General features: G+C 65.8%; 30 protein-coding genes. 18 read left to right on the top strand and 12 right to left on the bottom strand.

Annotated features, from left to right (window positions below):
* Nucleotide 1 precedes the first annotated feature (1 nt).
* The 4 genes from ACQR1B_RS10965 (at nt 2) to ACQR1B_RS10950 (ending at nt 3,355) form a co-directional block, all read left to right on the top strand.
* A complete protein-coding gene (locus ACQR1B_RS10965) occupies nt 2-256 on the top strand; it encodes a hypothetical protein (RefSeq protein WP_434830921.1) in 255 nt (84 codons plus the stop codon).
* Complete coding sequence (gene purQ / locus ACQR1B_RS10960; protein WP_434830922.1) at nt 253-954, top strand: phosphoribosylformylglycinamidine synthase subunit PurQ; 702 nt, start codon at nt 253-255, stop codon at nt 952-954. The genes ACQR1B_RS10965 and purQ overlap by 4 nt, the downstream gene beginning before the upstream one ends.
* Before the next feature lie 116 nt (nt 955-1,070).
* The gene (locus tag ACQR1B_RS10955) at nt 1,071-2,381 is read left to right on the top strand and encodes a DUF1236 domain-containing protein (protein ID WP_434830923.1); all 1,311 of its coding nucleotides are present in this window, start codon (nt 1,071-1,073) and stop codon (nt 2,379-2,381) included.
* A gap of 236 nt (nt 2,382-2,617) precedes the next feature.
* Nucleotides 2,618-3,355, top strand: a complete 738-nt coding sequence (locus ACQR1B_RS10950; RefSeq protein ID WP_434830924.1) for a tetratricopeptide repeat protein — start codon at nt 2,618-2,620, stop codon at nt 3,353-3,355.
* Nucleotides 3,356-3,520: 165 nt separating this feature from the next.
* Here ACQR1B_RS10950 and ACQR1B_RS10945 read toward each other — a convergent pair whose 3' ends face one another.
* On the bottom strand, nt 3,521-4,003 hold the full coding sequence (locus ACQR1B_RS10945) for a PaaI family thioesterase (protein WP_434830925.1): 483 nt from the start codon (nt 4,001-4,003) through the stop codon (nt 3,521-3,523).
* Between the two features lie 198 nt (nt 4,004-4,201).
* Here ACQR1B_RS10945 and purL point away from each other — a divergent pair, with 198 nt between their 5' ends.
* Entirely contained in the window at nt 4,202-6,412 is a 2,211-nt protein-coding gene (gene purL / locus ACQR1B_RS10940; protein WP_434830926.1) for a phosphoribosylformylglycinamidine synthase subunit PurL, read from the top strand.
* A 332-nt stretch (nt 6,413-6,744) separates the two neighbouring features.
* Here purL and ACQR1B_RS10935 read toward each other — a convergent pair whose 3' ends face one another.
* The gene (locus ACQR1B_RS10935) at nt 6,745-7,941 is read right to left on the bottom strand and encodes an acyltransferase family protein (protein WP_434830927.1); all 1,197 of its coding nucleotides are present in this window, start codon (nt 7,939-7,941) and stop codon (nt 6,745-6,747) included.
* Between the two features lie 414 nt (nt 7,942-8,355).
* Between ACQR1B_RS10935 and ACQR1B_RS10930 the strand changes: the two genes are divergently transcribed.
* Entirely contained in the window at nt 8,356-8,529 is a 174-nt protein-coding gene (locus ACQR1B_RS10930) for a DUF1328 domain-containing protein (RefSeq protein ID WP_434830928.1), read from the top strand.
* A 75-nt stretch (nt 8,530-8,604) separates the two neighbouring features.
* Here ACQR1B_RS10930 and ACQR1B_RS10925 read toward each other — a convergent pair whose 3' ends face one another.
* Nucleotides 8,605-8,967, bottom strand: a complete 363-nt coding sequence (locus ACQR1B_RS10925; RefSeq protein ID WP_434830929.1) for a DUF427 domain-containing protein — start codon at nt 8,965-8,967, stop codon at nt 8,605-8,607.
* A 243-nt stretch (nt 8,968-9,210) separates the two neighbouring features.
* Between ACQR1B_RS10925 and ACQR1B_RS10920 the strand changes: the two genes are divergently transcribed.
* Together ACQR1B_RS10920 and ACQR1B_RS10915 are read left to right on the top strand one after the other, a co-directional pair.
* Entirely contained in the window at nt 9,211-9,450 is a 240-nt protein-coding gene (locus ACQR1B_RS10920) for a BolA family protein (protein WP_315719345.1), read from the top strand.
* Between the two features lie 25 nt (nt 9,451-9,475).
* Entirely contained in the window at nt 9,476-10,678 is a 1,203-nt protein-coding gene (locus ACQR1B_RS10915) for a low temperature requirement protein A (RefSeq protein ID WP_434831202.1), read from the top strand.
* On the opposite strand, the gene egtD is transcribed toward ACQR1B_RS10915, so the two are convergent.
* Nucleotides 10,654-11,625, bottom strand: a complete 972-nt coding sequence (gene egtD, locus ACQR1B_RS10910; RefSeq protein ID WP_434830930.1) for an L-histidine N(alpha)-methyltransferase — start codon at nt 11,623-11,625, stop codon at nt 10,654-10,656. The genes ACQR1B_RS10915 and egtD overlap by 25 nt on opposite strands.
* Nucleotides 11,626-11,681: 56 nt before the next feature.
* Nucleotides 11,682-12,935, bottom strand: coding sequence for an ergothioneine biosynthesis protein EgtB (egtB, locus tag ACQR1B_RS10905; RefSeq protein ID WP_434830931.1), 1,254 nt, complete (start codon nt 12,933-12,935; stop codon nt 11,682-11,684).
* A 281-nt stretch (nt 12,936-13,216) separates the two neighbouring features.
* Between egtB and grxD the strand changes: the two genes are divergently transcribed.
* Genes grxD through ACQR1B_RS10890 form a run of 3 tightly spaced genes read left to right on the top strand, consistent with a single transcriptional unit; the run spans nt 13,217 to nt 15,372 of the window.
* On the top strand, nt 13,217-13,555 hold the full coding sequence (grxD, locus tag ACQR1B_RS10900; RefSeq protein WP_434830932.1) for a Grx4 family monothiol glutaredoxin: 339 nt from the start codon (nt 13,217-13,219) through the stop codon (nt 13,553-13,555).
* Nucleotides 13,552-14,121, top strand: coding sequence for an O-acetyl-ADP-ribose deacetylase (locus ACQR1B_RS10895; RefSeq protein WP_434831203.1), 570 nt, complete (start codon nt 13,552-13,554; stop codon nt 14,119-14,121). Before grxD ends, ACQR1B_RS10895 begins: the two co-directional genes overlap by 4 nt.
* Nucleotides 14,122-14,151: 30 nt before the next feature.
* The gene (locus ACQR1B_RS10890) at nt 14,152-15,372 is read left to right on the top strand and encodes a serine hydrolase domain-containing protein (protein ID WP_434830933.1); all 1,221 of its coding nucleotides are present in this window, start codon (nt 14,152-14,154) and stop codon (nt 15,370-15,372) included.
* A gap of 3 nt (nt 15,373-15,375) precedes the next feature.
* On the opposite strand, the gene ACQR1B_RS10885 is transcribed toward ACQR1B_RS10890, so the two are convergent.
* The 7 genes from ACQR1B_RS10885 to murI form a co-directional block, all read right to left on the bottom strand.
* Nucleotides 15,376-16,440 (bottom strand): threonine aldolase family protein, encoded by a 1,065-nt coding sequence (locus ACQR1B_RS10885; RefSeq protein ID WP_434830934.1) that lies wholly within the window; start codon nt 16,438-16,440, stop codon nt 15,376-15,378.
* Nucleotides 16,441-16,514: 74 nt separating this feature from the next.
* On the bottom strand, nt 16,515-17,069 hold the full coding sequence (locus tag ACQR1B_RS10880) for a hypothetical protein (RefSeq protein ID WP_434830935.1): 555 nt from the start codon (nt 17,067-17,069) through the stop codon (nt 16,515-16,517).
* A 198-nt stretch (nt 17,070-17,267) separates the two neighbouring features.
* Nucleotides 17,268-17,885 (bottom strand): 30S ribosomal protein S4, encoded by a 618-nt coding sequence (gene rpsD, locus ACQR1B_RS10875; protein WP_434830936.1) that lies wholly within the window; start codon nt 17,883-17,885, stop codon nt 17,268-17,270.
* Nucleotides 17,886-18,170: 285 nt separating this feature from the next.
* Nucleotides 18,171-18,938, bottom strand: a complete 768-nt coding sequence (locus tag ACQR1B_RS10870) for an acyltransferase (protein WP_434830937.1) — start codon at nt 18,936-18,938, stop codon at nt 18,171-18,173.
* A 97-nt stretch (nt 18,939-19,035) separates the two neighbouring features.
* Nucleotides 19,036-19,422 (bottom strand): cupin domain-containing protein, encoded by a 387-nt coding sequence (locus ACQR1B_RS10865; RefSeq protein ID WP_434830938.1) that lies wholly within the window; start codon nt 19,420-19,422, stop codon nt 19,036-19,038.
* A 62-nt stretch (nt 19,423-19,484) separates the two neighbouring features.
* Nucleotides 19,485-20,258, bottom strand: coding sequence for an HpcH/HpaI aldolase family protein (locus ACQR1B_RS10860; RefSeq protein ID WP_434830939.1), 774 nt, complete (start codon nt 20,256-20,258; stop codon nt 19,485-19,487).
* Between the two features lie 10 nt (nt 20,259-20,268).
* Nucleotides 20,269-21,066, bottom strand: a complete 798-nt coding sequence (gene murI, locus ACQR1B_RS10855; RefSeq protein ID WP_434830940.1) for a glutamate racemase — start codon at nt 21,064-21,066, stop codon at nt 20,269-20,271.
* Nucleotides 21,067-21,825: 759 nt separating this feature from the next.
* Here murI and ACQR1B_RS10850 point away from each other — a divergent pair.
* From ACQR1B_RS10850 to ACQR1B_RS10820, 7 genes are all read left to right on the top strand, one after another.
* Nucleotides 21,826-22,260 (top strand): hypothetical protein, encoded by a 435-nt coding sequence (locus ACQR1B_RS10850; RefSeq protein ID WP_434830941.1) that lies wholly within the window; start codon nt 21,826-21,828, stop codon nt 22,258-22,260.
* Nucleotides 22,261-22,282: 22 nt separating this feature from the next.
* On the top strand, nt 22,283-22,684 hold the full coding sequence (locus ACQR1B_RS10845) for a helix-turn-helix domain-containing protein (RefSeq protein ID WP_434830942.1): 402 nt from the start codon (nt 22,283-22,285) through the stop codon (nt 22,682-22,684).
* A 339-nt stretch (nt 22,685-23,023) separates the two neighbouring features.
* Nucleotides 23,024-23,353, top strand: coding sequence for an ArsR/SmtB family transcription factor (locus ACQR1B_RS10840; RefSeq protein ID WP_434830943.1), 330 nt, complete (start codon nt 23,024-23,026; stop codon nt 23,351-23,353).
* The gene (locus tag ACQR1B_RS10835) at nt 23,350-23,829 is read left to right on the top strand and encodes an SRPBCC family protein (RefSeq protein ID WP_434830944.1); all 480 of its coding nucleotides are present in this window, start codon (nt 23,350-23,352) and stop codon (nt 23,827-23,829) included. The genes ACQR1B_RS10840 and ACQR1B_RS10835 overlap by 4 nt, the downstream gene beginning before the upstream one ends.
* 17 nt (nt 23,830-23,846) lie before the next feature.
* Nucleotides 23,847-24,260: a GFA family protein gene (locus ACQR1B_RS10830; RefSeq protein ID WP_434830945.1), complete on the top strand. Its 414-nt coding sequence runs from the start codon at nt 23,847-23,849 to the stop codon at nt 24,258-24,260.
* A gap of 185 nt (nt 24,261-24,445) precedes the next feature.
* Nucleotides 24,446-24,859 (top strand): thiol-disulfide oxidoreductase DCC family protein, encoded by a 414-nt coding sequence (locus ACQR1B_RS10825; RefSeq protein ID WP_434830946.1) that lies wholly within the window; start codon nt 24,446-24,448, stop codon nt 24,857-24,859.
* 102 nt (nt 24,860-24,961) lie between these two features.
* Nucleotides 24,962-25,381: a CopG family transcriptional regulator gene (locus ACQR1B_RS10820; RefSeq protein WP_434830947.1), complete on the top strand. Its 420-nt coding sequence runs from the start codon at nt 24,962-24,964 to the stop codon at nt 25,379-25,381.

Here is a 25,381-nt window from a genome sequence, read left to right as displayed (position 1 = left end):
GATGGCCGCGATTACCAACGAGCTCATGTACGAGGTTCTGAAGTCGATCCAGGCGCGGCTTGCACAAGTCGACGGCAAAATCGACGAGCTCAAGTTGGCAGAACAGGCCGCGCGCACTGCTCAGATCGCTCTCCGCCAGGAGATCACTGGAATTCACCAGGAGCTCTCTGGCATTCACGCCACTTTGGTTCGCCACGAGGGCCGTCTCGACCGAATCGAGCGGCGTCTCGAACTCAACGATGTTCCTACGCTATGAAATCCGCCGTCCTCGTCTTCCCCGGCATCAACCGCGAACGCGACATGGCGCGGGCCCTGCGCATGATCTCCGGCCATGAGCCGGCGATGGTCTGGCACGCCGAGACGGCGCTGCCGAAGGGGACCGACCTCGTCGTCGTCCCCGGCGGCTTCTCCTACGGTGACTATCTGCGCTGTGGCGCGATCGCGGCGCGGGCGCCGGTGATGGACGCAGTGCGCGATCACGCAGCCCGAGGCGGCCTCGTGCTCGGCGTCTGCAACGGCTTCCAGATCCTGTGCGAATCCGGCCTGCTGCCGGGCGTGTTGATGCGCAACGACCGGCTCAAATTCATCTGCAAGGACGTGCATCTGCGGGTCGAGAGTTCGGATTCGCCGTTCACCCGCGGCTACAATGCCGGCCAGGTCATCCGCGTGCCGGTCGCCCATGGCGAGGGCAATTATGCCGCGGATGAGGAGACCTTGAAGCGGCTCAATGGCGACGGACGCGTGCTGTATCGCTACTGCTCGGCCGACGGCGAGGTTGGCGACCTCAGCAACATCAACGGTGCCGCCCATTCGATCGCCGGGATTGTCAACGAGAGCGGGAATGTGCTCGGCATGATGCCGCATCCCGAGAATCACGTCGAGGACATCATGGGCTGCACCGATGGCCGCGGCCTGTTCGCCGGCCTCGTCGCCCATCTCGACCGCGCGGCCTGATCGCTTCCTCAAGAATCGTTCCGCAGCTTTTTTCTCGCGCCGCCCGGCAACGCCGGGCGGCAGTTGGCGTTGTCCGCCCGAATTCCCAAGGGGCTGGGAACCAAGGAGGATTTGAGATGACGACGAAACATTGGCTGGGAACGGCCGCGATCATTCTGGCGATCGGTACCGGCGCGAGTGCTGCGTCCGCACAATCCGAGATGAAGCGCGAGGGCGGGCCTGCCGCAGCGGCTCCGCGCGAAGCGGCTCGCCCGGCTGCCGAGGCCAAGGGCGGCGCTGCAGCAGCGGAAACCAAGCAGGGTGCACAGGAGCAGCGCCGCGGCGAGTCGTCGCCCGCAGCGGGACGCGAAACGGCCCAGGAGCGCGCCGCGCCCGACAGCAAGCCAGGCGCCCAGCCGACCAAGGGCGACCGCGGGCCGGCTGCTGCCGAGCGCGCTCGTGACGCCAAGGAGAGCGCCGAGGACAAGCAGGCGGACGGCAAGAGCAAGGTCCAGGAAAAGGCTCAAGACAAGGCTGCCGAGAAGCAGCAGGGCCGCACCGAGGAGCGCAAGGCCGAGGATCGCGCGGCTGAGACCAAGTCCGGGGCCACGGATCGGAAGTCCGATCGCGAGGCCGAGCGCAACGGCGGCGACAAGGCCCGCCAGAGCCAGGACGATCGCAGCAATCGCGAGTCCGGCAAGACCGTCGAGAAGCCGGACGCCGACCGCAGCAAGCAGGCCACACAGCCGAACGGCGCCGACACCAAATCGACGGCGCAGCAGGATCCCAAAGCCGGTCCCGCCGGCACCGATGCGCGTAAGCCGGATGCGGCCGGGCAGGCCGTCAACCAGACGCCGGCCGACGGCAAGCGTCCCGGCGCCACGGCGTCGGTCAACGATCAGCAGCGCACGCGCGTCGTCGACGAGCTGCGGCGCGATCGTGATTTCGACCGCGCCCGCACCGACGTCAACATCCGCATCAACATCGGCGAGCGTCTGCCGGAACGCGTGCGGCCGCGTCCGCTGCCGTCGGAGATCGTGACCATCGTACCCGAATATCGCGGCTACGATTATACGGTGGTGCATGACGAGATCGCGATCATCGATCCGCGCAGCCGCGAGATCGTCGACGTCATTCCGCAGAACGGCATGCGCGCCGATCGGGGCTATGACCGTGGGGGCTATGGCGTGAGCTCGACCCGCATCGTTCTGTCCGACGATCAGCGCCAGATCCTCCGCCGCGCGGCGACGGAGACGACCACGGTCGGCTCGACGACGTCCAGTTCGTCGTCCGGCCCGAGCTGCCTCAGCCTGCGCCGCGTGCCCGATGAGCTGGCTCGCAGCAATCCCGAGCTCGCGAACTACCAGTATCTGGCGATCGGCGAGCAGGTGGTGCTGATCGATCCGCGCGATCAGAAGGTGGTGCAGGTGATCGACCAGCAGCAATAATCACGTTGCTGCAGGCCAAGGTTCGACAGGCGGGAGCGCAGCGCGCTTCCGCCTGTTTTCGTGCGGGCTGCCGTCCGACCAGCGAACACGATTCATGTCGTGTTTGAACCAACCGTCGTCGGGATGCGTCAAACCGGCATCGGCGATTGGGCCTGCGCTGCAGCGGGATTGTCGGCCAATGCCGGCCGCGCTATCAACGTCGGCGTGTCGGTTCCGGCCGTGAGTGGGGGTCTGCCTTGCCTGTTGCACTTGTCGTTCTGCTGCTCGACATTTCGCTGATCTATCATGCTTCGCGCACGGGACGGCTGCAGCCCTGGGCGTTCATCATCCTGATGGTGCCGCTGATCGGCGCGCTGGCCTATATCGTGGTCGAGCTGGTGCCGGAATGGCTCGGCAGCCACGACGTCCAGAAGGCGCGCAAGCGCGTTGCCAGCAAGCTCGATCCCGAGAAATACTATCGCGAGCTGTCGGACCGCGTCGCGGTGACGGACACGATCGCCAACCGCGCCGCGCTCGCCGAGGAATGCGTCGTGGTCGGCCGTTATGACGAGGCGGAGCAGCATTACGACCACATCCTGAGCCTGCCGATGGGCCATGAGCCGCTGTTCGCGCTCGGCAAGGCCAAGGCGCAGTTCGCGCGCCGGCGTCCGGCGGATGCGCTGGCGACGCTGGACGAGTTGCAAAAGGCTTGGCCGGACTACAACTCCGCCGAGGCGCATCTGTTGTATGCGCGGGCGCTGCAGGAGGCCGGCCGCACCGACGAGGCTCTGGAAGAGTATCGGGCACTGCTGGACTATTCGCCGAGCAGCGAGGCGAAGGCGCGTTACGGCCTGCTGCTCAAGCTGGTCGGCCGGATCGACGAAGCCAAGGTCGTGTTCACCGAGCTCTTGATCCAGATGAAGCGCGCGCCGCGTCACGTCCGCAAGGCCCAGGCCGAGTGGATCACGCTCGCAGAGAAACAGATTGCGGGGTGACAAAGCGAGGTGCCGTAGGGTGGGCAAAGGCGAATTCGTGGCCCATCCTCGTGCCAGCTCGTAGTGGCGCCGTGCCCACCGTCTCGCACCAAGCGCGCTGCGCGACGGTGGGCGCGCTGCCGCCTTGCGGCGGCTGCTTTGCCCACCCTACGGCCCCTCCATCGGCTACGGCGAGCTTGCCGTCTCCGGCGTCCGCCGCTTCACGCGCTTGATCGTGCCCGAGAACGAAAACAGCGGCTTTGGGCCGGAATGCAGCATGCCGCGCAGGAAGATCAGCGAGGCGCCGGCACGGGTGACCTCACCGGTGGCCTCGATCAATTCACCCTCGCGGGCTGCATCGAGGAATTCGGACGAGAACGACACGGTGACGCCCGGGCCCTGCAGGATCGGGGCTGCGAAGGCGAACAGGCAGTAGTCGGCGAAGGTCATCAGGCAGCCGCCATGGACGTTGCCGGCGCCGTTGAGATGCTTTTTCTCGACCCGGAAGGCGCAGCGGATCGAGCCGTCGTCCTCCATCCGGTGCCAGAACGGGCCGGTGTGGGATTCGTAGCTGTCGCGCATCCAGGTCCGCCAGCCGGCGAATTCGCCTGATGTGGCGATGTGGATGCCGGGGCGGTTCTCGAAGGCGGAACGGGACAGGTCGTGCACGTGTCGGGGCCTTTAACTGTTGATTTACCGTCTTAAATCCGATCGGTCGCCAATCTGCAAATATCCCGCCCGGCGGTGCCGGGCCAAAGCTCTGGACAGGGCGGAATAGGGCCGTAAAAGGCCTTTTCGCACTTGGCCTCTGTATCTATGAAGCAGGGTTTAAGGGACCAGCGGCCCACGGGGCAAAGGCATTTCTCCATGCGCAATGAACCGCAGATCACCCCCGAGCTCGTCGCGGCCCACGGCCTGAAGCCGGATGAATATGAGCGCATCCTGAAGCTGATCGGCCGGGTGCCGACCTTCACCGAGCTCGGCATCTTCTCGGCGATGTGGAATGAGCATTGCTCGTACAAGTCGTCGCGCATCCATCTCAAGGGCCTGCCGACCAAGGCGCCCTGGGTGATCCAGGGCCCGGGCGAGAACGCCGGCGTGATCGACATCGGCGACGGCCAGGCGGTCGTATTCAAGATGGAGAGCCACAACCACCCGAGCTATATCGAGCCGTATCAGGGTGCCACGACGGGCGTCGGCGGAATCCTGCGCGACGTGTTCACGATGGGCGCGCGCCCGATCGCCTGCCTGAATGCGCTGTCGTTCGGCGCGCCGGAGCATCCCAAGACCCGGCATCTGGTGTCCGGCGTCGTCGCCGGCATCGGCGGCTATGGCAATTCGTTCGGCGTGCCGACGGTGGGCGGCCAGACCCGCTTCCACACCCGTTACGACGGCAACATCCTGGTGAACGCGATGGCGGTCGGCCTCGCCGACGCCGACAAGATCTTCTATGCGGCAGCGTCGGGCGTGAACATGCCGATCGTCTATCTCGGCTCCAAAACGGGGCGCGACGGCATCCACGGCGCCTCGATGGCTTCGGCCGAGTTCGACGACTCGTCCGAGGAGAAACGCCCGACGGTGCAGGTCGGAGATCCCTTCGCCGAGAAGCTGCTGCTCGAGGCGTGCTTGGAGATCATGGCGGCCGATTGCGTGATCGCGATCCAGGACATGGGCGCCGCGGGGCTGACCTGCTCGGCGGTCGAGATGGGCGCCAAGGGCGATCTCGGCGTCGACCTCGATCTCGACGCGGTGCCGACCCGCGAGACCGGCATGAGCGCCTACGAGATGATGCTCTCCGAAAGCCAGGAGCGCATGCTCATGGTGCTGAAGCCGGAGAAGGAAAAGGAAGCCGAGGCGATCTTCCGCAAATGGGGCCTCGATTTCGCCGTGGTCGGCTACACCACGCCGAGCAAGCGCTTCGTCGTCAAGCACGGCGGCGACGTCATGGCCGACCTGCCGATCAAGGAGCTCGGCGACGAGGCGCCGCTCTATGACCGTCCGCATGTGGCATCATCAGCGCTGCCGGTGATCCATGCCCGCGAGGTCAATCCGCCGATGGACCTCATCCCGGCGCTGGAGAAGCTGCTCGCCACGCCGGATCTGTGCTCCAAGCGCTGGATCTGGGAGCAGTATGACCACGTCATTCTCGGCAATACCGTGCAGCGGCCCGGCGGCGATGCTGCTGTCGTGCGCGTGCAGGATGGCCCGAAGGGGCTCGCGCTCACCGTCGACGTGACGCCGCGCTATTGCGAGGCCGACCCGTTCGAGGGCGGCAAGCAGGCGGTGGCGGAGGCCTGGCGCAACATCACCGCGGTCGGTGGCCGGCCGCTCGCCATCACCGACAATCTCAATTTCGGCAATCCGGAGCGGCCCGAGATCATGGGCCAGTTCGTCGGCTGCCTGAAGGGAATCTCGGAGGCCTGCCGCGCGCTCGACTTCCCGGTCGTGTCCGGCAACGTGTCGCTCTACAACGAAACCAGCGGCCGCGGCATCCTGCCGACGCCCTCGATTGGCGGCGTCGGCCTGCTCGACGATTTCACCAAATCGGCCAGCATCGCCTTCAAGGCCGAGGGCGAGGCGATCCTGCTCGTCGGCGAGACCCACGGCTGGCTCGGCCAGTCGGTCTATCTGCGCGACATCTGCGGCCGCGAGGAGGGCGCCCCGCCACCGGTCGATCTCGAAACCGAGAAGCGGAACGGCAATGTCGTGCGCGGCATGATCCACGCGGGCACGGCGACGGCGGCGCACGACCTGTCCGATGGCGGCCTGCTGGTGGCGCTCGCCGAGATGGCGATCGCCTCCGGCATCGGCGCGCGACTGCTTGCGGCGCCGGCGTCGATCGTGCCCCATGCCTATTGGTTCGGCGAGGACCAGGCGCGCTATCTGGTGACGGTGCCGGAGACCGAAGCCGGCCGCGTGCTCGCCAAGATGCGCGGCGCCAACGTGCCGTGCACGCGGATCGGCACGACGGGCGGCACGGCGCTCGCGATTGCCGGCGAGGCCTCAGTGGAAATCGCCACCCTTAAGACGCGCTTCGAAAGCTGGCTGCCGAGCTACATGGGCGGGACGGCCGCCTAGTCCATCGCTGTCGTCCGGGACAAGCCACGGCGGCGCCCCGCGCCGACGGGACGCCGATCCGGGACCGATACTCCGCGGCCGCAGTTGTTAGGCACGCTGGTTGTCCCTGCTGTCGTAGCCGTCGGGCTACGCACTGCCGAAGAATTCGGGTGGGCAAAGCGACGCCGTCAGGCGGCGCGTGCCCACCATCGGCGTCGGTGGGTGAGAGCGGTGGGCACGGCGCGCGATACCGCTGTGCCATCCGAGACGGCAGTGGAGCGCGCCTTTGCCCGCCCTACGCTTACGCTCGTCGTCGCTTCTCTCCTCGCAATGACGGAGGAGACAGGATCGTCTTACAACACGCTCTTCGCGCCTGGAATCTGCCGGAGCACCCAGGTCGCGCCCCAGCTCAAGAGCACGCTGCCGACAAAGGCGATCGTCGCCTTCACGACCGCGGGCAGGCTCAGGTCGAACAGCCAATACTGAAGCCACAGCACGATCGGATAGTGCACCAGGAACATGCCATAGGCATCGGCCTGCATGCGGTCGAGCACGGAGAATTCCGAGCGGCGGTTGTTCAGGAAGTAGGACAGGATCGCGAACAGGATCGCGGCGCTGAAGATCACGAAGAAGAAGCCATAGGCCCCCTCGTACCAATGCGGCAACACTGGGGGATTGCCCAGCACCTGGCGCTTGATCGTGATCAGCACCCACAGCAGCGCGTAGGGCACGATCGTCACCACGATCCAGGCACCGAGCCCGCGCTGTGACATCTGCCCTTCGGCGGCCAGCAAACCACGCTCGAAATTGGCCGAACCTATTCCTGCGCCGACGTAGAAATACGCGGCATAGAGCAGGACGCGGCTGGCCTGGACCGAGAACGGGCCGAGTTCGAACCAGTAGGTCGGCCCGAAATAGAGCCGGGACGGGATGTACAGCACGCCCGTAATCAGCAGGAAGACAAAGAAGAAGTCGCGCGGATTGTCAAAGGCGCGCTGCGACATCCGATTGATCGGCTCGAGCAGGCGCGGCGAGACGCGGTACAGCAGCGCCGCCGAGGTGTCGAACGTCAGCAGCACCCAGATGAACCAGATCGGTCCGCTCGGCCAGGGACCCACGGTGACGGTCTTCCACCAGAAGGCGGAGAACGTCGCGTCCGGGTTGGCGCGCAGCTCTATCGCATAATAGGCGATCGGTATGACGGTCAGCGCCGCGATCGCGAACGGCAGGCCGAGGCGCAGCAGGCGGTCGCGCAGGAATTGCAGCGTCGACTTGTGCGCAAGGCCCGACCACACGAACAGGCCCGACAGGAAGAAGAACATCGCCATGAAGAAACTGTCGGTGGCCAGCACGATGCAGTCGAAGCCGAGGAAGGACGTCGGATCGGTATGCCCGAAATAGGTGTAGGGGATGACGGCATGGTGGAGCAGCACCACCAGCGTCAGGAACGTGCGGGCGTGATCCAGTGCGGCATTGCGCGCCCTGGCGCGCGGTCGGGCCTGAAGCTCGACCTTCGCAGCCGCCGCCGATTGCGTAACCGATGTGACCATGTGACCCCCACTGCCACTGCTGCCCTGCCCGTGCAGATGATGGAGCGTCCGATTCCTCCTCGCCTGGAGGGGCATGCGAACGTCAACTCAGGCTGCGCGACCAGACTAGATGAACTCGTGTGACTTTGGCACCGCCGTCGCCGGAGCCTTGCCCCGACCAGGCGGATGACGGCGCCCGAATACCAGATGATGTCGTCGGTGCTGCAAATCAGCAAGCGTGGCCGTCCGCAAGCCGCTTTCTCACACGCCGCGCCAATTTTTTCGCACCTGATGCGGTTACGAACAGGCCAGCTACGAAGTTACGGGCCAGTTGCGAAATCTCCGAGAGGCCCCGAGCCCCGGCGGAACCGGCTCCCGGCGGCGTCGTTAGTGAGGCGACCGCGCCGGGGCGGCGCTGGAACGGAGGACCATACCGTGACTCTTCTCAAATGGGCGCTGCTGTTCTTCTTGATCTCCGTTGTCGCCGGTGTGCTCGGCTTCACGGGAATCTCGGCAGCCTCCGCGGACATCGCGCGGATCCTGTTCTACATCTTCCTGGTGATCTTCCTCGTGCTCCTCATCCTCGGGCTCACGGTCTTCAGGGTGTAGCCGAGGTCGACGACGGAAAAGAGCACCGCCAGGGTCTGCCTCGCGCCGGCCGCGCGGTGCTCGATCAACCGAAGATCAATCCGCCGCTTCCTCGATCCGCACCTTGTCCGGATAGAACGCCAGATGGCCTGAAATCTCGGCCATGGCCGGAAAGGGCGTCTCGTAGCTCCAGATCGCATTGTCCAGCGTCTTGCCGCCGGTGACGATGCTGAAATAGCTGGCGTCGCCCTTGTACGGACAGTGGGTGACGCGATCGGTCTTGCGCAGCGCCTCCATGTTGGCATCGGTGCGCGGCACGTATTGGACCGCCGGGTAGCTCGCTTCTTTCAGCGTCAGTGCGCGGGTGGTCTCGGCGATCACGACGCCGTCGGCAATGACCCGCACGCGCTTCGGGTTGGGGGTGATGGTGATCGGGTGATCCGGCCCTGGAAGTTTCATGTCATCTCCCTCGCTTTCGGTGCGGGTGCGTCACCCGGCCCGGCGCATATGGTTCGGGGTTCACATATAGTGGTGCCGGGCGTGACCTCGAAACCGGTTCGCGCTAGATTCCGCCATCACGGTCGCGCGAGAACGCCTTGATTCGCACCGTTCGAGGGCTCACTAAGGGGAGCTGCGGCAGCACGGCCGGTGGCCGCTCGTCGCCGGAAAGGCCCACCGCCGGACAGAAGGAGATGCATTGGGATGCCCATGGATGCCCACGATATCGAGCAGATGATCAAGGCCGCCATCCCTGATGCCCAGGTGACGATACGTGACCTCGCCGGCGACGGCGACCATTACGCGGCGACGGTCATTTCCGAGGCCTTCCGCGGCAAGTCCCGCGTCCAGCAGCATCAGCTCGTCTATCAGTCGCTCCGTGGCCAGATGGGCGACGTCCTGCATGCCCTTGCCCTGCAGACCGGGGTGCCCGACCAGCGCTGACGATTTGGCACGCACCCCGGGGGAGGTGGTGGTGGAGAATTCGCGCGGTGCGCTGTTCCGGGTGCTGGAGCCAAACCAGCACAGCCGTGTCACATTCGTCGAACTGTTTTTCGATCTCGTCTTCGTCTATGCGGTAACGCAGATTTCGCACCACCTGATCGGTCATTTCACGCCATCGGGAGCCGCGCAGACCGGGGTGTTGTTTCTCGCTGTCTGGTGGGTGTGGGTCTACACCGCCTGGGTCACCAACTGGCTCGATCCGGAGAAGGCGCTCGTCCGCGGCCTGCTGTTCGCGTTGATGCTCGCAGGCCTCGTGCTCTCGATGACGATCCCGCGGGCGTTCGAGGACCGTGGCCTGTGGTTTGCGATCGCCTATGCCGTGATGCAGGTTGGAAGGACCGCTTTCTGGCTGGTGGCCACCCCGCCGCAGCGATCCGCGGTCCGCCGCAACGCTGCCCGCATTCTGTCCTGGCTCAGCGCGTCCGGGCTGCTCTGGCTGGTCGGTGGTCTTGCCGAGGGGCCGTCTCGCATGGCTCTCTGGAGCGCCGCGCTCACGCTCGAATATATCTCGCCCGCCGTTCGCTTCTGGGTTCCCGGTCTGGGACCGTCGACCGTGGAAGACTGGATGGTCGAGGGTGGCCACATGGCGGAGCGTTGTGCGCTCTTCATCATCATCGCACTCGGCGAATCGATCGTGGTCACCGGGGCGACCTTTGCGGAGCTCGACTGGACGGGCGCCAGCATCGCCGCCTTTGCTTGCGCCTTTATCGGCACAGTCGCGATGTGGGCCGTATATTTCAACCGCGGAGCTGAGGCGGGCTCGGAGATGATCTCCCAGTCGACCCAGTCCGGCCTCATCGCGCGCTCCGCCTATACCTATCTGCACATGCCGATCGTGGCCGGCATCATCGTGTCTGCAGTGGCCGATGAAATTGTGCTCAAGCACCCCCTCGGCCATACCGATGTCAAGACGGCCGCGGTGACGATCGGTGGGCCCTTCATCTTCCTCGTCGGGACCATCCTCTTCAAGCGCGAAGTGCGGGGATTTCTTCAGCTGTCCCACGGTGCCGGCCTGCTGGCGCTGGCAGGTCTCGGCTGGTTCGCGACAGAGCTGTCGCCGCTGATTTTCTCAGCGCTGACGAGCGCGCTGCTGGTGATCGTCGCGCTCTGGGAGACACTGTCGCTTCGCGTCAAGCCGGAGCCTCACGCCTCTGCGACGAGCGCCTGAACCGAGAACATCTCGTCGGCATCCGTCCAGACGGTCTGGACCTTCCATCCCGACCCGCGCGCCAGCGCCCCGAAGCGGCCGATGCTGTACTTGTAGCTGTTCTCGGTGTGGATGCTCTCCCCGGCGCGGAACGTGATCGTGGTGCCGAGCAGGCGGACGGTCTGCGGCTTGCGCGCGACCAGATGCATCTCGATGCGGTGCTGCTCGCGATTGTAGATCGCGCGGTGGATGAAGCAGGACAGGTCGAAATTGCCGCCAAGCTCCCGGTTGATCCGCAGCAGCAGATTGAGATTGAAGCGCGCGGTCACACCGGCCGCATCATTATAGGCGGCGTGCAGAACGCGCTCGTCCTTCTCGAGGTCGACACCGACGATCATGCGGGCCCCGACGCCCAAAATTTCGCGCGCCGAGCGCAGAAAACGGCACGCCTCATGCGGTTCGAAATTGCCGATCGTCGATCCCGGGAAGAAGCCGACCTTCGGCTGACCTTCGATGGCCGCCGGCAAAGCGAACGCCGTGGTGAAGTCGGCGACGACCGGGTGGACGGCAAGCTCCGGGAAGTCACGCCGCAGATCGTCGGCCTGTGCGGTCAGGAAGTCGCCGGAAATGTCGACCGGGACGTAGGCCGCGAAGCGGCAGCTTTCCAGCAGCAGGCGCACCTTGGTGGTCGCGCCGGCGCCGAACTCGACCAGGGCGGCGTTGTCGCCAATGATTGCTGCGATCTCGGCGCCGCGATCCCGGAGAATGCCGAGTTCGGTGCGGGTCGGATAGTACTCCGGCAATCGCGTGATCTGTTCGAACAGGTCGGATCCGGCGGCGTCGTAGAAATACTTCGGCGACAGTGTCTTGGGCTGCCGCGTCAGACCTGCCACGACATCCGACGCGAAGGCCGACGTCTTCTCGTCAGGAAGATGGGCGTTGACCAGAGCATTGACGTGCACGTTCATGATACTCTCCTGGACGCGCACACGCGCGACGTGTCGGGCCGTTGGATGTGGGCTGCTCAGTCGTAATCGGCGAGCCTGAGCCCCGTGAACTGCCAGCGATGATGGGGATAGAAGAAATTGCGGTAGGTGACGCGGCTATGTCCTTCGGGCGTCGCGAGCGAGGAGCCGCGCAGCACCAGCTGATTGACCATGAACTTGCCGTTGTATTCGCCGAGCGCGCCCTCGATCGCGCGATATCCGGGATAGGGGCTGTAGGCGCTCCGGGTCCACTGCCAGACGATGCCGAAGGCGTCGTTGAGCTGGTGGCCGCGGGCTGCGACCTCCCATTCCATCTCGGTCGGCAGGTGTTTGCCGCGCCAGCGGGCAAAGGCGTCGGCCTCGTAGTAGCTGACATGGCAGACCGGCGCATTCGGATCGACCGCGCGCAATCCGCCAAGCGTCATGATGCGCCACTCGTCCTCGACTAGGTACCAGTGCCCGGGCGCCTTCCAGCCTTCGCGGCCGGCCGCGGCGAAGCCGTCCATCAGCCAGAGCGTGGCGGTTTCGTAGCCGCCGTCCGCCATGAAGGCGAGCCACTCGGCATTGGTGACGAGATTGCGGGCGATCCTGACTGGCCCCACCAGCGCCCGGTGCGCCGGCCCCTCATTGTCGAAATGGTAGCCGTCTCCATTGTAGCCTACGGTGTGGATGCCTTCGGACAGATCGATCCAATCCTCGCCCGGGTCAGCCGGGGCCGGGAAGCGCCATGACGGATCATATGCCGGAGCCGTCGGATTCTGCGCGAAGGCATGCAGGATATCGGTCAGCATCAGCTCCTGATGCTGCTGCTCGTGGTTGAGACCGATCTCCAGCAGCGGCGCCACGGCAGCCAAGGTGACAGCATCGGCGCTGCCGAGGAAGTCGGTCAGGGCCGCGTCGACATGGCGGCGATAGGCCGTGATCTCGGCCGCACCCGGGCGGGTGATCAGGCCGCGCTCGCCCCGCGTGTGACGCGGGCCGGCACTGACGTAATAGGAGTTGAACAGGAAGGCGTAATCCGGATGGAAGGGGGTGTAGCCCCGGCAGTGAGCGCCCAGCACGAACTGCTCGAAAAACCAGGTCGTATGGGCCCGGTGCCACTTGGCCGGACTGGCGTCCGGCATCGATTGAATGACCTGATCCTCAGGGCTCAGCGGCGCAGCGCGACGCTCGGTCTCGCCCCGGACCGAAAGATACGCATCGATCAAGCTCCCGGACAGGTGCTCAGCCCGGGAGGTCTGTGGCTGATACGTTACGGGGAGCGGAGCCGGGGCGAAGGCTGAACTGGTCACGAGGGTCTCCGTTTGAGGGGAGAAAACGACGTTCGGCGGAACAGGTTCCTTGAACGGTTCGTCCTAGATGGGGGCTTGGTTACGGGATAAAACCCTCCCAACGGGATTATATTGCTGCCGTCAGCCCATGACCGCGGGAGGGGCGCGCACCGCCGGGGCCGGCTCCTCGGCATTTTACTTTGGCTGAACAACGGTTTGCGCTACATATATGAGAATGGGCCGCGACCATCGGGCGGCACCGAGCCCCAGGCGTTCCTTGAGGCGCCCTAGAGGAAGCGAAGATGAGCATCGAGCAATTCATTGACAACGAAGTGAAGTCGAACGACGTCGTCCTGTTCATGAAGGGGACGCCGCAGTTTCCGCAGTGCGGATTTTCGGGACAGGTCGTGCAGATCCTCGACCACGTCGGCGTGGGCTACAAGGGCCTCAACGTCCTGGAATCCGCCGAGCTGCGCAACGGCATCAAGACGTTCTCGAACTGGCCGACGATTCCGCAGCTCTATGTGAAGGGCGAGTTCGTCGGCGGCTGCGACATCGTCCGCGAGATGTTCCAGAGCGGCGAGCTGCAGCAGCTGTTCACCGAGAAGGGCGTCCCGGTCGGCACGGCAGCCTCGGCCTGAGCGCTCCACTCCGAAAAATCGGCGCGACCCGGTTCGAGGTCATCACGGCCGACATCACCAAGCTCGGCGTTGACGCCATCGTCAACGCCGCTAACTCGTCGTTGCTCGGCGGAGGCGGCGTCGATGGCGCGATCCACCGCGCCGCGGGGCCGGACCTCGTCATGGAATGCCGCATGCTCCATGGCTGCAAGACCGGCGAGGCCAAGATCACCAAGGGCTATCGGCTGCCGGCCCGGCACGTGATCCACACCGTCGGCCCGGTCTGGCAGGGCGGCGACCGCGGCGAGCCGGAGCTGCTCGCCTCGTGCTATCGCCGCTCGATCGAGCTGTGCCACAAGCATCGTCTGGACTCCGTCGCGTTTCCCGCGATCTCGACCGGCATCTTCCGCTTTCCCGCCGACCGCGCGGCGTCGATCGCCGTCACGGCATCGATCGCTGCCATCAGCGAGGAGACATCGCTGTCCCAGATCTTGTTCTGCTGCTTCTCCGATGACAGCGCCGAGCTGCATGACCGGGCGCTGAGCGAGGCAATCGCCAGTCGTGCTCGCGCCGGTTCGGTGCGGTAACGGCGAACGGCCTGCGGCGGGGCAGTGAGCATGGCGCAATTGATGTCTCGGCGGTCCATGCTCGGCGGACTGCTCGCCGCGCCCATGCTGCCGGCTCTGGCCCGCGCAGGCGGCGCGTCGCCGCGCAATCTCGACCGGTCGCGGCTCCAGGCGGTCTCCGATTATTTCCGCAACGAGGTCTCCGCCGGTACCATTCCCGGCGCGGTCGTTCTGGTGCAGCAGTACGGCAGCCCGGTCCTGCTGCAGAGCTTCGGTGACCGCGATCCTGCGACGCGCGCGCCGATGACGGAGGATGCGATCTTCCGCATCTACTCGATGACGAAGCCGATCACCTCGGTCGCCGCGATGATGCTGGTGGACGACGGCGGGCTGAGGCTGGATGATGCGCTCGCGACCTACATTCCAGCCTTTTCCGACGTGAAGGTCGACGGTCGGCCGCTGGCCCGTCCAATCACCATTCTCGACCTGCTGCGCCATACTTCGGGTCTCACCTACGGCTTCTACGGCGAGACGGCGGTGCGGCGGCTCTACGCGCATGCGCAGCTGTTCGACCGTGACGTCGACAACGCGACGTTCGCCGCGCGTCTCGCCAAGCTGCCGCTCGCCGAGCAGCCCGGCACGTTGTGGGACTATGGCCACTCGACCGACGTGCTCGGGCGGGTGATCGAGACCGTTTCCGACAGCACCCTGTATCAGTTCGAGCGGGACCGGCTGCTCGGTCCGCTCGGCATGCACGAGACGGCGTTCTTCCTGGCTGACCCGAGCCGGCGCAACCGCGTTGCCGAGCCGTCGCCCCGCGACTGGTTCGACCGGCCGATTGCCGGCCTCGACGATCCCATCCGGCCCCGGCGCTGGGAGTCGGGCGGGGCAGGGATGATCAGCACCATCTCCGACTACGCGCGGTTTGCGCAGATGCTGCTGAATGGCGGCACGCTCGACGGCCGGCGCTATCTCAAACCCGAGACCGTCGCGCTGACGACGCGGGACCATGTCGTGGGGGCGGGGATTGCGCGCGACGACCTCTATTTTCCAGGCGCAGACCACGGCTTCGGCCTGGGCTTCTCCGTGCGCCTGACCGAGAAGCCTCCGCTGCCATCAGGTGAATATGGCTGGGACGGCGTCGGCGGGACGCTGTTCTTCATCGATCCCGCCGACGATCTGTTCGTCATCGTCATGATGCAGGCGCCCTCGCAGCGCGGCCGCATCGCGAGCAACGTGCGGCAGCTGGTCTATGCGGCGCTCGCGCCATGATCCTCATGCGCCGCGCACGATCTCCCTGACGTGGCCGATGGTCTCTTCGATCATGGCTGCGCTCACGTCGAGATGGGTGCAGGCGCGGATGCGGCCGTCCATCATCGCCAGCAGCACGCCGCGCTTGCGCAGCTCACCCACCATCTTGTCGCCGGGCACGCCGGCGCCGTCGGGTCTGAAGAACACGAGATTGGTCTCGGGCTCCTGCACCTCGACGCCCTGGATCTGCGACAGCCCGCGCGCCAGCGCCCGTGCATTGGCGTGATCCTCAGCGAGCCGCTCGACATGATGATCGAGCGCGTAGATGCAGGCGGCCGCGACGATTCCGGCCTGCCGCATCGATCCGCCGAGCCGCTGCTTCCAGCGCCACACCTCATCGATGAAGGCGGCGCTGCCGGCGAGCACGCCGCCGATCGGCGCGCCCAGCCCCTTGGAGAAATCGATCCAGGCCGAATCCCAGCCCGCGGTCATCTGCGCCGCCGGAATGCCGGTCGCGACCGTCGCATTCAGCAGCCGCGCGCCGTCCATGTGCGTGGCCATGCCGTTCGCCTTGGCGATCGCGACGATCGCGTCGAGATCCGCCTTCTTCCAGATCGTGCCGCCGCCGATATTGGCAGTCTGCTCGACGCTGACGACGGTCTGCGGCGGCTGGTAGCGAGAGCGCGGATGCAGCGCGGCGCGGAACGTCTCCGGCGTGAACTGCCCGTCCGGCCCCTTCAGCTGCATCACCTGGAAACCGCCGAGCGCGGCATGCGCGCCGCCCTCGCGCGAGATGATGTGCGCGGTCTCGTGCGCCAGGATCTCGTCACCCGGCCGGCAATGCACCAGGGTCGCGGCGACGTTGCACATCGTGCCCGACGGCATCAGCACCGCCGCTTCCTTGCCGAGCAGCGCGGCGACGCGGGCGGTGAGCTCGTGGACGGTCGGATCGTCGCCGATCTGCTCGTCGCCGACCTCGGCCCGCGCGATGGCCTCGCGCATCGCAGCTGTCGGGCGGGTCTGCGTGTCGGACAACAGATTGACGCGCACGGGCGGCGCCTTGGGATCGCGTGGGGGCGGAGTGTACATCGGCAGTCCTCGTTCGGCTTTCACGACCGGACCTTACCGAACTCGCAACGCTCCCGCAAAACGCGCCTCCGCGACTATGCCGCGCGCGGCGGGTTGAGCCAGATGTCCGGCCGTCGCAACGGCCGGGTCTCGATCGGCTCGGCCACCAGCGGCGGCGCCGCGGTGCAGTCGAACACCCACGATTCCAGCGGGCTTTGCCGTGATGGTGAAAGAACAAGCGTGCTGCCGGGCCGTTGCCGCTTGACGTTCCAGCCCATGTTCACCGCCGCCCAGCCGACCAGCATGGTGTGCCATTCGTCGGCGAGTTCGCGGGAAGCGTCGAAGCAATGCAGAAGCTCGAGCGCGAACGGATCGTAGGGAAGCTGCGCGTCGGCAAAGGTGAGCCCGGTTCCGACATGGCGGATCACATGGGCTGTCGCATCAGACTGGACGTGCCAGCAGGAGCGTTCGAGAGTGTCGAAGACGGTCGAAGGATAGAGGCCGTCGTTGAACCGGTAGCGGATCCCCGAGGGCCGTGCGCGTAAGGGTGAAGCGCTGAGGGGCGGTGCCTGCAACGGCGGCAGAGGCGGTGCGCCGACCGCATCGGCCGGCAACGCGCCAAAGATGATATTGCGCCGGTTGAACTCCATGGCGAACGCCCCGCTACTTACCAACTGCAGACAGTGAATCACGGGACGGTTCCGCTGTCAGCGGGCTTGAGGCGATTTCGTGGCACCTGTTGCATTCGGGAATCGGTTCGTCCGATCCGAAAACAGCAAAAAGAAAGGCCCCGGCGAAGCGGGGCCTTTCGGATTGTCAGATGGGAGCGGGCCTTCGCCCGGTCAAGATCAGCGCGAGTAGAACTCGACGATCAGATGCGGCTCCATCTGCACCGCGAAGGGGACGTCCGACAGCGCGGGGATGCGGATGAACTTCGCGGTCATCTTGCCGTGATCGGCCTCGATATAGTCGGGCACGTCGCGCTCGGCGAGCTGGGAAGCTTCCAGCACGATGGCGAGCTGCTTCGAGGCTTCCTTGACCTCGATCACGTCGCCCGGCTTGACCTGGTAGCTCGCGATGTTGACCTTGCGGCCGTTCACCTTGATGTGGCCGTGGTTGATGAACTGGCGCGCGGCGAACATGGTGGCGACGAACTTGGCACGGAACACGACCGTGTCGAGACGGCGCTCCAGAATGCCGATCAGGTTCTCGCCGGTGTCCCCCTTCAAGCGGCCGGCCTCGACATAGATGCCGTGGAACTGGCGCTCGGAGATGTTGGCGTAATAGCCCTTCAGCTTCTGCTTGGCGCGCAGCTGCACGCCGAAGTCGGAGAGCTTGCCCTTGCGGCGCTGGCCGTGCTGGCCGGGGCCGTATTCGCGGCGGTTCACGGGGCTCTTCGGGCGGCCCCAGATGTTCTGGCCCATGCGGCGATCGATCTTGTACTTCGCCTCACTGCGCTTAGTCATCGCGTCCTCTTCTAGTCAGTTCGGGTTTGAGGAAACGCGCCCTCCTGTGTGTCCGGGAAGCCCGGTCCACCGACAGGCCCATCCCCAAAGCATGAAGGGAGAAGGCCACGGGTCGCGAAACGCAACGCGGGCCGAAAGCGGCCCGCGAGCAAGGCGGGTTCTAAGGGAGAAACCGCCGTCCTGTCAAACCGCTGGAGCCGCTTTTGGCGGTCAAATCGCCTCCGCCGGCTCGATTTCATCGTCCAGGATCGTCTCCCGTCACAAACGACCCCGATTTCGCCTCCCTCAGCCGCCGACCGCCCGCACCGGCTTGGGCCCGGCGGTCCGCAGCTCGGTCGCGATCTCGCCGTTCAGCACCTGTTCCAGCCGGGCGAAGATCCGGGCGATCAGGGCGGCGTCGGTCACCCGGTGATCCCAGCGGATCATGGCACCGATCGTGCCGTCGGGCTTGGCCACGTCGAAGGTCAGGATGTAGGGCCCGGGGCTGAGCGCATGCAATTCGCCGCCGCCATAGGCCGAGACCCCGGTCACGGCGAAATTGCCGAACCAGTTGGCGCGCTGGCGGCCGAAATTGAGCCCGACCATCCAGGCCAGCCGGCGCAACGGCCAGGGCAGGCGGGTGGTCCGCAGCATCTTCCGGAACGCCGGCACCTGGTCGGCCGGCGCGTCCTTGCCCTGCCGGATGATCGCATCGACCTCAGCCAATGTCAGCCGGTCGGGATCGCCGACCCGCTGCGTCAGCACGCAAGGCTCGCCGTCCTCGACCCGGGAGATGGCGACCATCGCGACGTTGCGCGGCATCTCGTAGAAGCAGGGCCGCGGCCATTTGGCGTAGAGCGTGCGCAGGGTGGGCTCGTCGCGCGCGACCAGCGCGAAGGCCTTGACGAAGATCGCGGCAAAGCCCGGCGGGCGGGCCGCGAGGCTGCGTGCCTCGAGCAGCGGCCGGACGTTCAGGGTCCGCGCCAGCGACACGAATGGAACGTCGCGGGAGGCGCGCATCAGATCGATGATCAGGCGGCGCGGCAGCGAGATGGTCCTGGTCGTTCCGCGCATCCTGAAACCCGTCCCTCCCGATCTGTCTTGGTGGCCTGTCCGAGCCCCGGCGGCAGCCGCTGTTAGCACCGACCGCCCGTCCGACGAAAGCCCGGCTCTAGGGCGCGGGCGAGGCCAGCGGCTTGGTCTTGTCGACCACGTAGACACCGAGCACTTTGAGGCCCTTGTCGCCATGGACCTTGGCGTCGTGGACGACACCGGCCGGAATCTGGAACGAATCACCGGCCTTGAGGCGCCGGTCGGGCTGGCCCTCGACGATCAGCTCGGCCTCGCCTTCGAGGATATAGGCCGTTTCCACGCCCGGATGGGTGTGGCGGCCCGCCGCACCGCCGGCTGCGACCTCCGCGATCGCCTGGACGATGGTATAGCCGTCCGGAAAATCCGTCTTCTGCAGCATCGTCCGCTTGATCGCCGGCTGCTGCGCCAGCGCGGCGCCGAGCCCGAGCACGGCCAGCGACAGGCCGAAAATCGTCTTCTTCATCATGGTCTTCTCCCCCAATGTTGTTTTTCGTTCGAAACTTGAGGCGCAGGCGGTCAGCCGCCGAATCAGCGCTTGATCCTCTCGAAACTTGCGGCAATGCCGCGCTGGAACAAGGACCAGTCGAAGCCGAGCGCGAGCGCGACGTAGCCGCGTTCGATCATCGCATTGGCCTGCTCGGCCGAGCGCGCCGCGCCGCCGATCGGCACGCCCGATTTGAGAATGCCCTCTTCGGCGTGGGCGATCAGGGATTTCACCGTGGGATCATCGAGCTGGCCGCGCTTGTTGATTGAGGTCGCGAGGTCGCCGGGGCCGATCACGGCGATGTCGATGCCGGGCGTGGCCATGATCTCGTCGATGCGCTCGACCGCTTCGACATGCTCGATCGTGACCATGCAGACCATGTCGTCGTCGGCGGTGGCCATGTAGTCGGCCATCGACACGTTCCAGTGGAACGGCGCGTGGAACGGGCCCCAGAGCCGGTCGCCGCGCGGCGGGTAGCGCACGCTGCGCACGGCCTTCTCGGCATCGGTGCGGCTGGAGATCATCGGGAAGTTGATGCCGAGCGCGCCGAGGTCCATCGGCGCCTTGGCCAGATGCGGTTCGTTGGCGGCGATGCGCACCAGGGGCACGCAGGGCGTGCCGGCGGTGGCGGTGATCATCGCATGCGCGGTCGAGAGGTCGATCGGCCCATGTTCCAGGTCGACGATGATCCAGTCGAGCTGCTGCGCCATGATGCGCACGGTCTGGATGCTCGGAATGGTGGCGATGGCGCCGAAGGTCGGCTGCTTGTCGCGCCAGGCCTGTTTGAGGCGGTTGAGCGGAGGTCGCGTCGCGGACATCGGTTCTCCGTCAGGCCGGCACGCGGCCGCCGAAATAGGGCGTCAGCGCCCGGCTGAGCTGATGCGGCTTGTTTGATGTGAAGATCATGGTGGCGTCGCCGTCGTCGGCATTCCCTGCCGCCGGGCCGAGCAGATCGAGGACGCGGCGCGCGATCGCCGGCGCCGGATCGATCCAGGCGACCTTCCATGGCGCCAGCCGCTCCAGGCGGTCGAGCAAAAGCGGATAATGCGTGCAGGCCAGCACGATCGTGTCGGTACGGCCTGTGGGATTGGCGGCGTCGCCGGTGAAGCAGGGGGCGATCTCCCTTGAGATGGCGTCGTCGGTCACGGTGCCGCCGCTGAGCGCGGCCTCGGCCAGCGACGCCAGCTCCGGCGAGCCGACCAGCGTCACCGCGCATCCCCCCGCGAAGTCGCGGATCAGCGCGTGGGTGTATTCGCGCGCCACGGTGGCCTTGGTGCCGAGCACCGAGACTCGCTTCGTGCGGGATTGCGCGCAGGCCGGCTTGATCGCCGGCACGGTGCCGACGAACGGCACGGTGTAAGCGGCGCGCAGCGGCGCCAGCACCTGCACCGAGGCGGTGTTGCAGGCGATCACGACCAGGTCCGGCCTGTGCGCGGCGATCAACTCGCCCATCAGCGGCACCACGCGGGCGATCAGCGCCTCCTGGCTGTGATGGCCGTAGGGGAAAAACGCGTCGTCGGCCACATAGACGTAATGCGCATCGGGCCGCGCCCGCACCACCTCGCGCAACACGCTGAGGCCGCCGAGGCCGGAGTCGAAGACGAGAATCGTGGGGTGGCTTGTCACGTTGCGAGTGTACCGGATCGGGGAGGGCGGTTCAGTCGGTTTTTCTGCGGGATTGGGCGGGAGTGAGGCGTCTGGGTGTGTTCCCGTGGCGGGAGGGAAGGTTCAAAGCGCTTCTCTGCGTCGTGGTGCCATCAGCGCTTCTCCAAAACAGGTGTCATCCCGGCGAACGCCGGGATCCATAACCATCGGCGGACATTGGCGCGCGAGCTGGATGTTCCAGCCTGCCTCACACGACCGCCGCGGAGTCTGGGTCCCCGGGTCGGCGCTGCGCCGACGCTGTCGCGTCGCCCCAGCTTGCCCGGGACGACAATGGTGTTTGCCGACATGGCATCTCATCCTCGCACCCGCTGTCGCGTCCGAGTGTTGCTCGTCTCGTCGCCCCCTCCAAAATGAGGGCGCGGGGAAGGCCGGGTGCCGGTCGCACCCATGGCCCGCCTGCAGCAAAAAAAGCAGGCGGCAGTCACCACAGGTACGGGCCGGATCATCCGGCCTTCCCCGCGCGATGGCGTTACGACTTATACGTGATCTCCCCGGGGACCGGCTTTTGACCCCGTCGCCTTGCGCGCTCGTCCAGACTTTGCGACGCAGACTTGGTCTCGGCACCGGGAGACCAGGACCACACGATTTCGCCGTGCGCATCGGATCGTTCGTCGGCATGATCGCTCACGCTGCAACCCGATACGCCCACCGCATCCCGCACTCCACGCTCGTGACGATCGCGATGCGCCCCTCAAGTGAGACGGGATGCGACACCATAGCATGAGTTCTGATAAGACGAAAGAGAAAATTCGGAAGATAAGAATTTTAAGGATTCTCGCCCGCTCCGTGGATAGCATCTTGGCTCCAAGCTTCAACTTGCGGTTCCTACGCGAGGCGCGTATGTTTGATCCAGACGACGTCTCCATTGAGATCACGAGCGTCGATCAGGACGTGATGCTGGTCGAAATTCATACGCCGGTCGGAACCATGTCGATCCTGGGAAACGTTACGCTGATCGCGCGAGTTCTCTATGTCCGTCGGGCTCATGTCGACGGATTGATGCCGGGATCACTTGGTCGTCGCGGGTTGAATGCGATCGGCCGCAAGCTGCTGGAAGAAGCCGATGCCGACGAAATACTCGTTGAAGGAGGCACTCGCACGACAGGCCGCTGCAAAGGCCGCGCCCCGCGGACCATCCGCTTCCCCCACCCATAAGCTGCTGGTCGAAGCCCGCGCTATGACCCGCCCCGTCGAACTCGCCAAGGCGCTGGTTGGTTTTGGGCTCAGTCTCAAGCGTGCCCACAGTGTCGTCGATCGCCTCGCGTCCGGGCAACTCGTCGCCATCGAGATTGCGGGCGACGATATCGACCAGACGATCGGCACGCTCGGATCATTCGGGCTGGACACCTCCATCGCCGACATCGGCAAGATCGACGTGAAGCAGATACGGGAGCGACAGAAGCTCTCACAGACCGAGTTCGCCCTGCTGTACGGGTTCGACGAACGCACCCTCCAGAATTGGGAGCAGCACCGCAACGAGCCCGACGCACCGGCGCGCGTGCTCTTGAAGATCGTCGAGATCGATCCGGAGCTAGTCGTCCGGGCGGTCTTTGATCGCAGACCTCGGCGCGACGAGTGATGAGGCCCAGAGGGCCGATCGGTGCTTTGTAGAATAGTAGCCTCCCGCAGCGAGACAGCCGTCAATTAGTTACTCGTCATGCTGGGCTCCGTCCCGCCTGCGCGGCCGAAGCCGCTTCGGCGCGGTGGAGGCCCGGGCCTCCACGTCGTTCCAGGCATTCGAACGACGTGGATGGCCGGGACGGAGCCCGGCCATGACGATGGGGGCGCTGACCACAAGCTTGGGTCCGAAGATGAATGCCCTGCCTTGGAGGGGAAGTGGAGCGGAGGCCGCTCGGGGGGAAGCAAACGTAATAACATTAGCATTGACTAATTAATTAGTGGAGGCTATTCATTCTGCATGATCCCGGCTGAGACCGTCACGACCATCATGCGCGCACTGGCCGACCCGACCCGGCGGGCGGTGTTCGAGCGCATCGCCAATTCCGACGAGATCACCGTCGTCGAACTGACCCGCGGCAGCAACGTCACGCAGGGCGCCATCTCGCAGCATCTGAAAGCCCTGAAGCAGGCCGGCCTGGTCTGCGAGCGCCCCGAAGGGCGCAAGGTCTACTACCGCGCCGAGCCGCGCGGCCTGGAGCCGCTGGCCGACTGGATGAGCCATTACGGCGCCTTCTGGCGCGACCGCTTCGCCGATCTGAGGAAACTGCTGAAGGACATCGATCCATGAACCACGCCGTCAAGCCGGACATGCAGGCCATCGTGGTCGACGACATCTTCCCGCATGCGCCCGAGATCATCTGGAAAGCCTTGACCAGCGGCGAACTGATCGGCCGCTGGCTGATGGCGCCGACGGGGTTCGCGCCCGTTGTCGGGACGCAGTTTACGTTTCAGACCACGCCTGCCGGCGCGTGGGACGGCACCATTCATTGCGAGGTGCTGGAGGTCGTGCCGAACGAGCGGCTGTCCTATGCATGGAAGGGCGGCCATCAGGGCAATGTTGGCTACGGCGCGCCGCTGGAGACGGTGGTCACGTTCAGTCTGTCGAGGGCCGAGACCGGCACGCGCCTGCGCCTGGTCCATTCCGGCTTCGTGCTGCCGGCCAACGACACCGCCTATCGCAAGATGAGCGAAGGCTGGAAGAAGGTCGTCGCCAATCTCGACCGGATCGCCGGCGAAGAGGCGTCGTCGAAACATCGGCACTGATGCAACGGGAGAACGACATGACCCAGTCCTACGCCGGCGGCTGCGCCTGCGGCGCGGTGCGCTACGAAATTTCGGGCGAGCCCGCCGTGATGCTCGACTGCCAGTGCCGGCAATGCCAGCGCGACAGCGGCACCGGGCATCAATCGCACCTCACCTTCGTCGCGGCGGAGGTCAAGGTCGAAGGCAACGTGTCGCATTGGCAGAGCACAGGCGACGGCGGCACCGTCAAGCAGCGCGCGTTCTGCCCGATCTGCGGCTCGCATCTCCACCTGACATTTCCCGCGATGCCCGATGTGTTCATCGTCCCGCCGGCGAGCCTCGACGACCCCAGCCGCTACAAGCCGCAACTGGTGTCCTGGACCGCGGCCGGACAGGCCTGGGATCATCTCGATCCGGCGCTGCCGAGGTTCGAGAGGATGCCGCCGCGGTGATGTCGGGATGCGGGGGCAGGGTGCATCGAAGCTCCGACGCGGGACGGAAGTTAAGTGCACTGTCACCGTAATGTGGCACGCCGGGCGGCGGGGTCCATGATAATTTGAAACAACGCAGACCCGGAACGCTCGCGGGAACGTTGATGACTTAGGGACCGCGTTCGGCTGTTCCTGAGGAGGTCCACGTGGACACAGAGCAGCCAGCAAAGTCGACCGTGTATTATGACGGCTCCTGCCCGCTGTGCCGGGCGGAGATCGGCTACTACGGCCGCACCGACCAGTCCGGCGCGTTGTGTTTCGTCGACGTCTCCAAAGCGGGCGCTGAAGCGCCGGAAGGACTGAGTCCACGGCAGGCGATGGCGCGGTTCCATGTGCGCGCCAGCGATGGGCGTCTGCTGTCGGGTGCTGCGGCGTTCGTCGAGGTCTGGCGGCGGTTGCCGAGGTGGCGCTGGGCGGCGCGCGTGGCGTCACTGCCGGGTGCGCTGGCGCTGCTGGAGCTGGGCTACCGGCTGTTTCTCCCGGTGCGACCGTTCCTCTCCCGCAGCGTCGCGCGTCTCCAGCAGCGCAGGGCGGCTGCCGACGGCGCTGATCGCGGGTAACGCTTGGGGGGCTGGCGCGGCGCCGGCGCCTTGAACGGCGACGAAGGACCTCCATATACCATCCATAAGCCATCCGATTGGATGGTCATACGGATGCCGCCCATGGCCGACAACGTCCACCCGATCCGCGGAAAAGGCCCCGACACCGAGAAGATCACGGTCAATCTCGGCTATGTCGATCTCGGCCAGGTCGACCTGATGGTGCGGGAGGGGTTTTATTCCAACCGCGCCGATTTCATCCGCACCGCGATCCGCAACCAGCTCGACCGGCACGCCGACGTGGTCAGGCAGTCGACGGTGCGCAACAGCCTCGACCTTGGCTTGCGGACCTATAGCCGTGCCGATCTCGAAGCGGCGCAGCGCGCCGGGCAGATGCTCCAGATCAACGTGCTGGGGCTTGCGACCATCGCCGCCGACGTCACGCCGGAACTCGCCCGCGCCACCATCGCCCAGGTCTCGGTGCTGGGCGCGCTGCATGCCACCCCTGCGGTCAAGGCCGCTCTCGCCGACAGAATGAGGTAG

The sequence above is a fragment of the Bradyrhizobium oligotrophicum genome (assembly GCF_051168495.1).
Classification (GTDB): Bacteria; Pseudomonadota; Alphaproteobacteria; order Rhizobiales; family Xanthobacteraceae; genus Bradyrhizobium; species Bradyrhizobium oligotrophicum_A.
This window is presented reverse-complemented; position numbering and strand designations above follow the sequence as displayed.

Excerpts from the sequence above, each read along its gene's own strand:
- ACQR1B_RS10820 (WP_434830947.1), top strand. The coding sequence starts at position 24,962 with ATGGCCGACAACGTCCACCCGATCCGCGGAAAAGGCCCCGACACCGAG.
- ACQR1B_RS10840 (WP_434830943.1), top strand. The coding sequence starts at position 23,024 with ATGATCCCGGCTGAGACCGTCACGACCATCATGCGCGCACTGGCCGAC.
- grxD (WP_434830932.1), top strand. The coding sequence starts at position 13,217 with ATGAGCATCGAGCAATTCATTGACAACGAAGTGAAGTCGAACGACGTC.
- ACQR1B_RS10955 (WP_434830923.1), top strand. The coding sequence starts at position 1,071 with ATGACGACGAAACATTGGCTGGGAACGGCCGCGATCATTCTGGCGATC.
- ACQR1B_RS10920 (WP_315719345.1), top strand. The coding sequence starts at position 9,211 with ATGCCCATGGATGCCCACGATATCGAGCAGATGATCAAGGCCGCCATC.
- ACQR1B_RS10965 (WP_434830921.1), top strand. The coding sequence starts at position 2 with ATGGCCGCGATTACCAACGAGCTCATGTACGAGGTTCTGAAGTCGATC.
- ACQR1B_RS10935 (WP_434830927.1), bottom strand. The coding sequence starts at position 7,941 with ATGGTCACATCGGTTACGCAATCGGCGGCGGCTGCGAAGGTCGAGCTT.
- ACQR1B_RS10835 (WP_434830944.1), top strand. The coding sequence starts at position 23,350 with ATGAACCACGCCGTCAAGCCGGACATGCAGGCCATCGTGGTCGACGAC.
- purQ (WP_434830922.1), top strand. The coding sequence starts at position 253 with ATGAAATCCGCCGTCCTCGTCTTCCCCGGCATCAACCGCGAACGCGAC.
- ACQR1B_RS10885 (WP_434830934.1), bottom strand. The coding sequence starts at position 16,440 with ATGTACACTCCGCCCCCACGCGATCCCAAGGCGCCGCCCGTGCGCGTC.
- purL (WP_434830926.1), top strand. The coding sequence starts at position 4,202 with ATGCGCAATGAACCGCAGATCACCCCCGAGCTCGTCGCGGCCCACGGC.
- ACQR1B_RS10860 (WP_434830939.1), bottom strand. The coding sequence starts at position 20,258 with ATGTCCGCGACGCGACCTCCGCTCAACCGCCTCAAACAGGCCTGGCGC.
- ACQR1B_RS10880 (WP_434830935.1), bottom strand. The coding sequence starts at position 17,069 with ATGGAGTTCAACCGGCGCAATATCATCTTTGGCGCGTTGCCGGCCGAT.
- egtD (WP_434830930.1), bottom strand. The coding sequence starts at position 11,625 with ATGAACGTGCACGTCAATGCTCTGGTCAACGCCCATCTTCCTGACGAG.
- ACQR1B_RS10845 (WP_434830942.1), top strand. The coding sequence starts at position 22,283 with ATGACCCGCCCCGTCGAACTCGCCAAGGCGCTGGTTGGTTTTGGGCTC.
- ACQR1B_RS10890 (WP_434830933.1), top strand. The coding sequence starts at position 14,152 with ATGGCGCAATTGATGTCTCGGCGGTCCATGCTCGGCGGACTGCTCGCC.
- ACQR1B_RS10870 (WP_434830937.1), bottom strand. The coding sequence starts at position 18,938 with ATGCGCGGAACGACCAGGACCATCTCGCTGCCGCGCCGCCTGATCATC.
- ACQR1B_RS10850 (WP_434830941.1), top strand. The coding sequence starts at position 21,826 with ATGAGTTCTGATAAGACGAAAGAGAAAATTCGGAAGATAAGAATTTTA.
- rpsD (WP_434830936.1), bottom strand. The coding sequence starts at position 17,885 with ATGACTAAGCGCAGTGAGGCGAAGTACAAGATCGATCGCCGCATGGGC.
- ACQR1B_RS10865 (WP_434830938.1), bottom strand. The coding sequence starts at position 19,422 with ATGATGAAGAAGACGATTTTCGGCCTGTCGCTGGCCGTGCTCGGGCTC.
- ACQR1B_RS10830 (WP_434830945.1), top strand. The coding sequence starts at position 23,847 with ATGACCCAGTCCTACGCCGGCGGCTGCGCCTGCGGCGCGGTGCGCTAC.
- ACQR1B_RS10925 (WP_434830929.1), bottom strand. The coding sequence starts at position 8,967 with ATGAAACTTCCAGGGCCGGATCACCCGATCACCATCACCCCCAACCCG.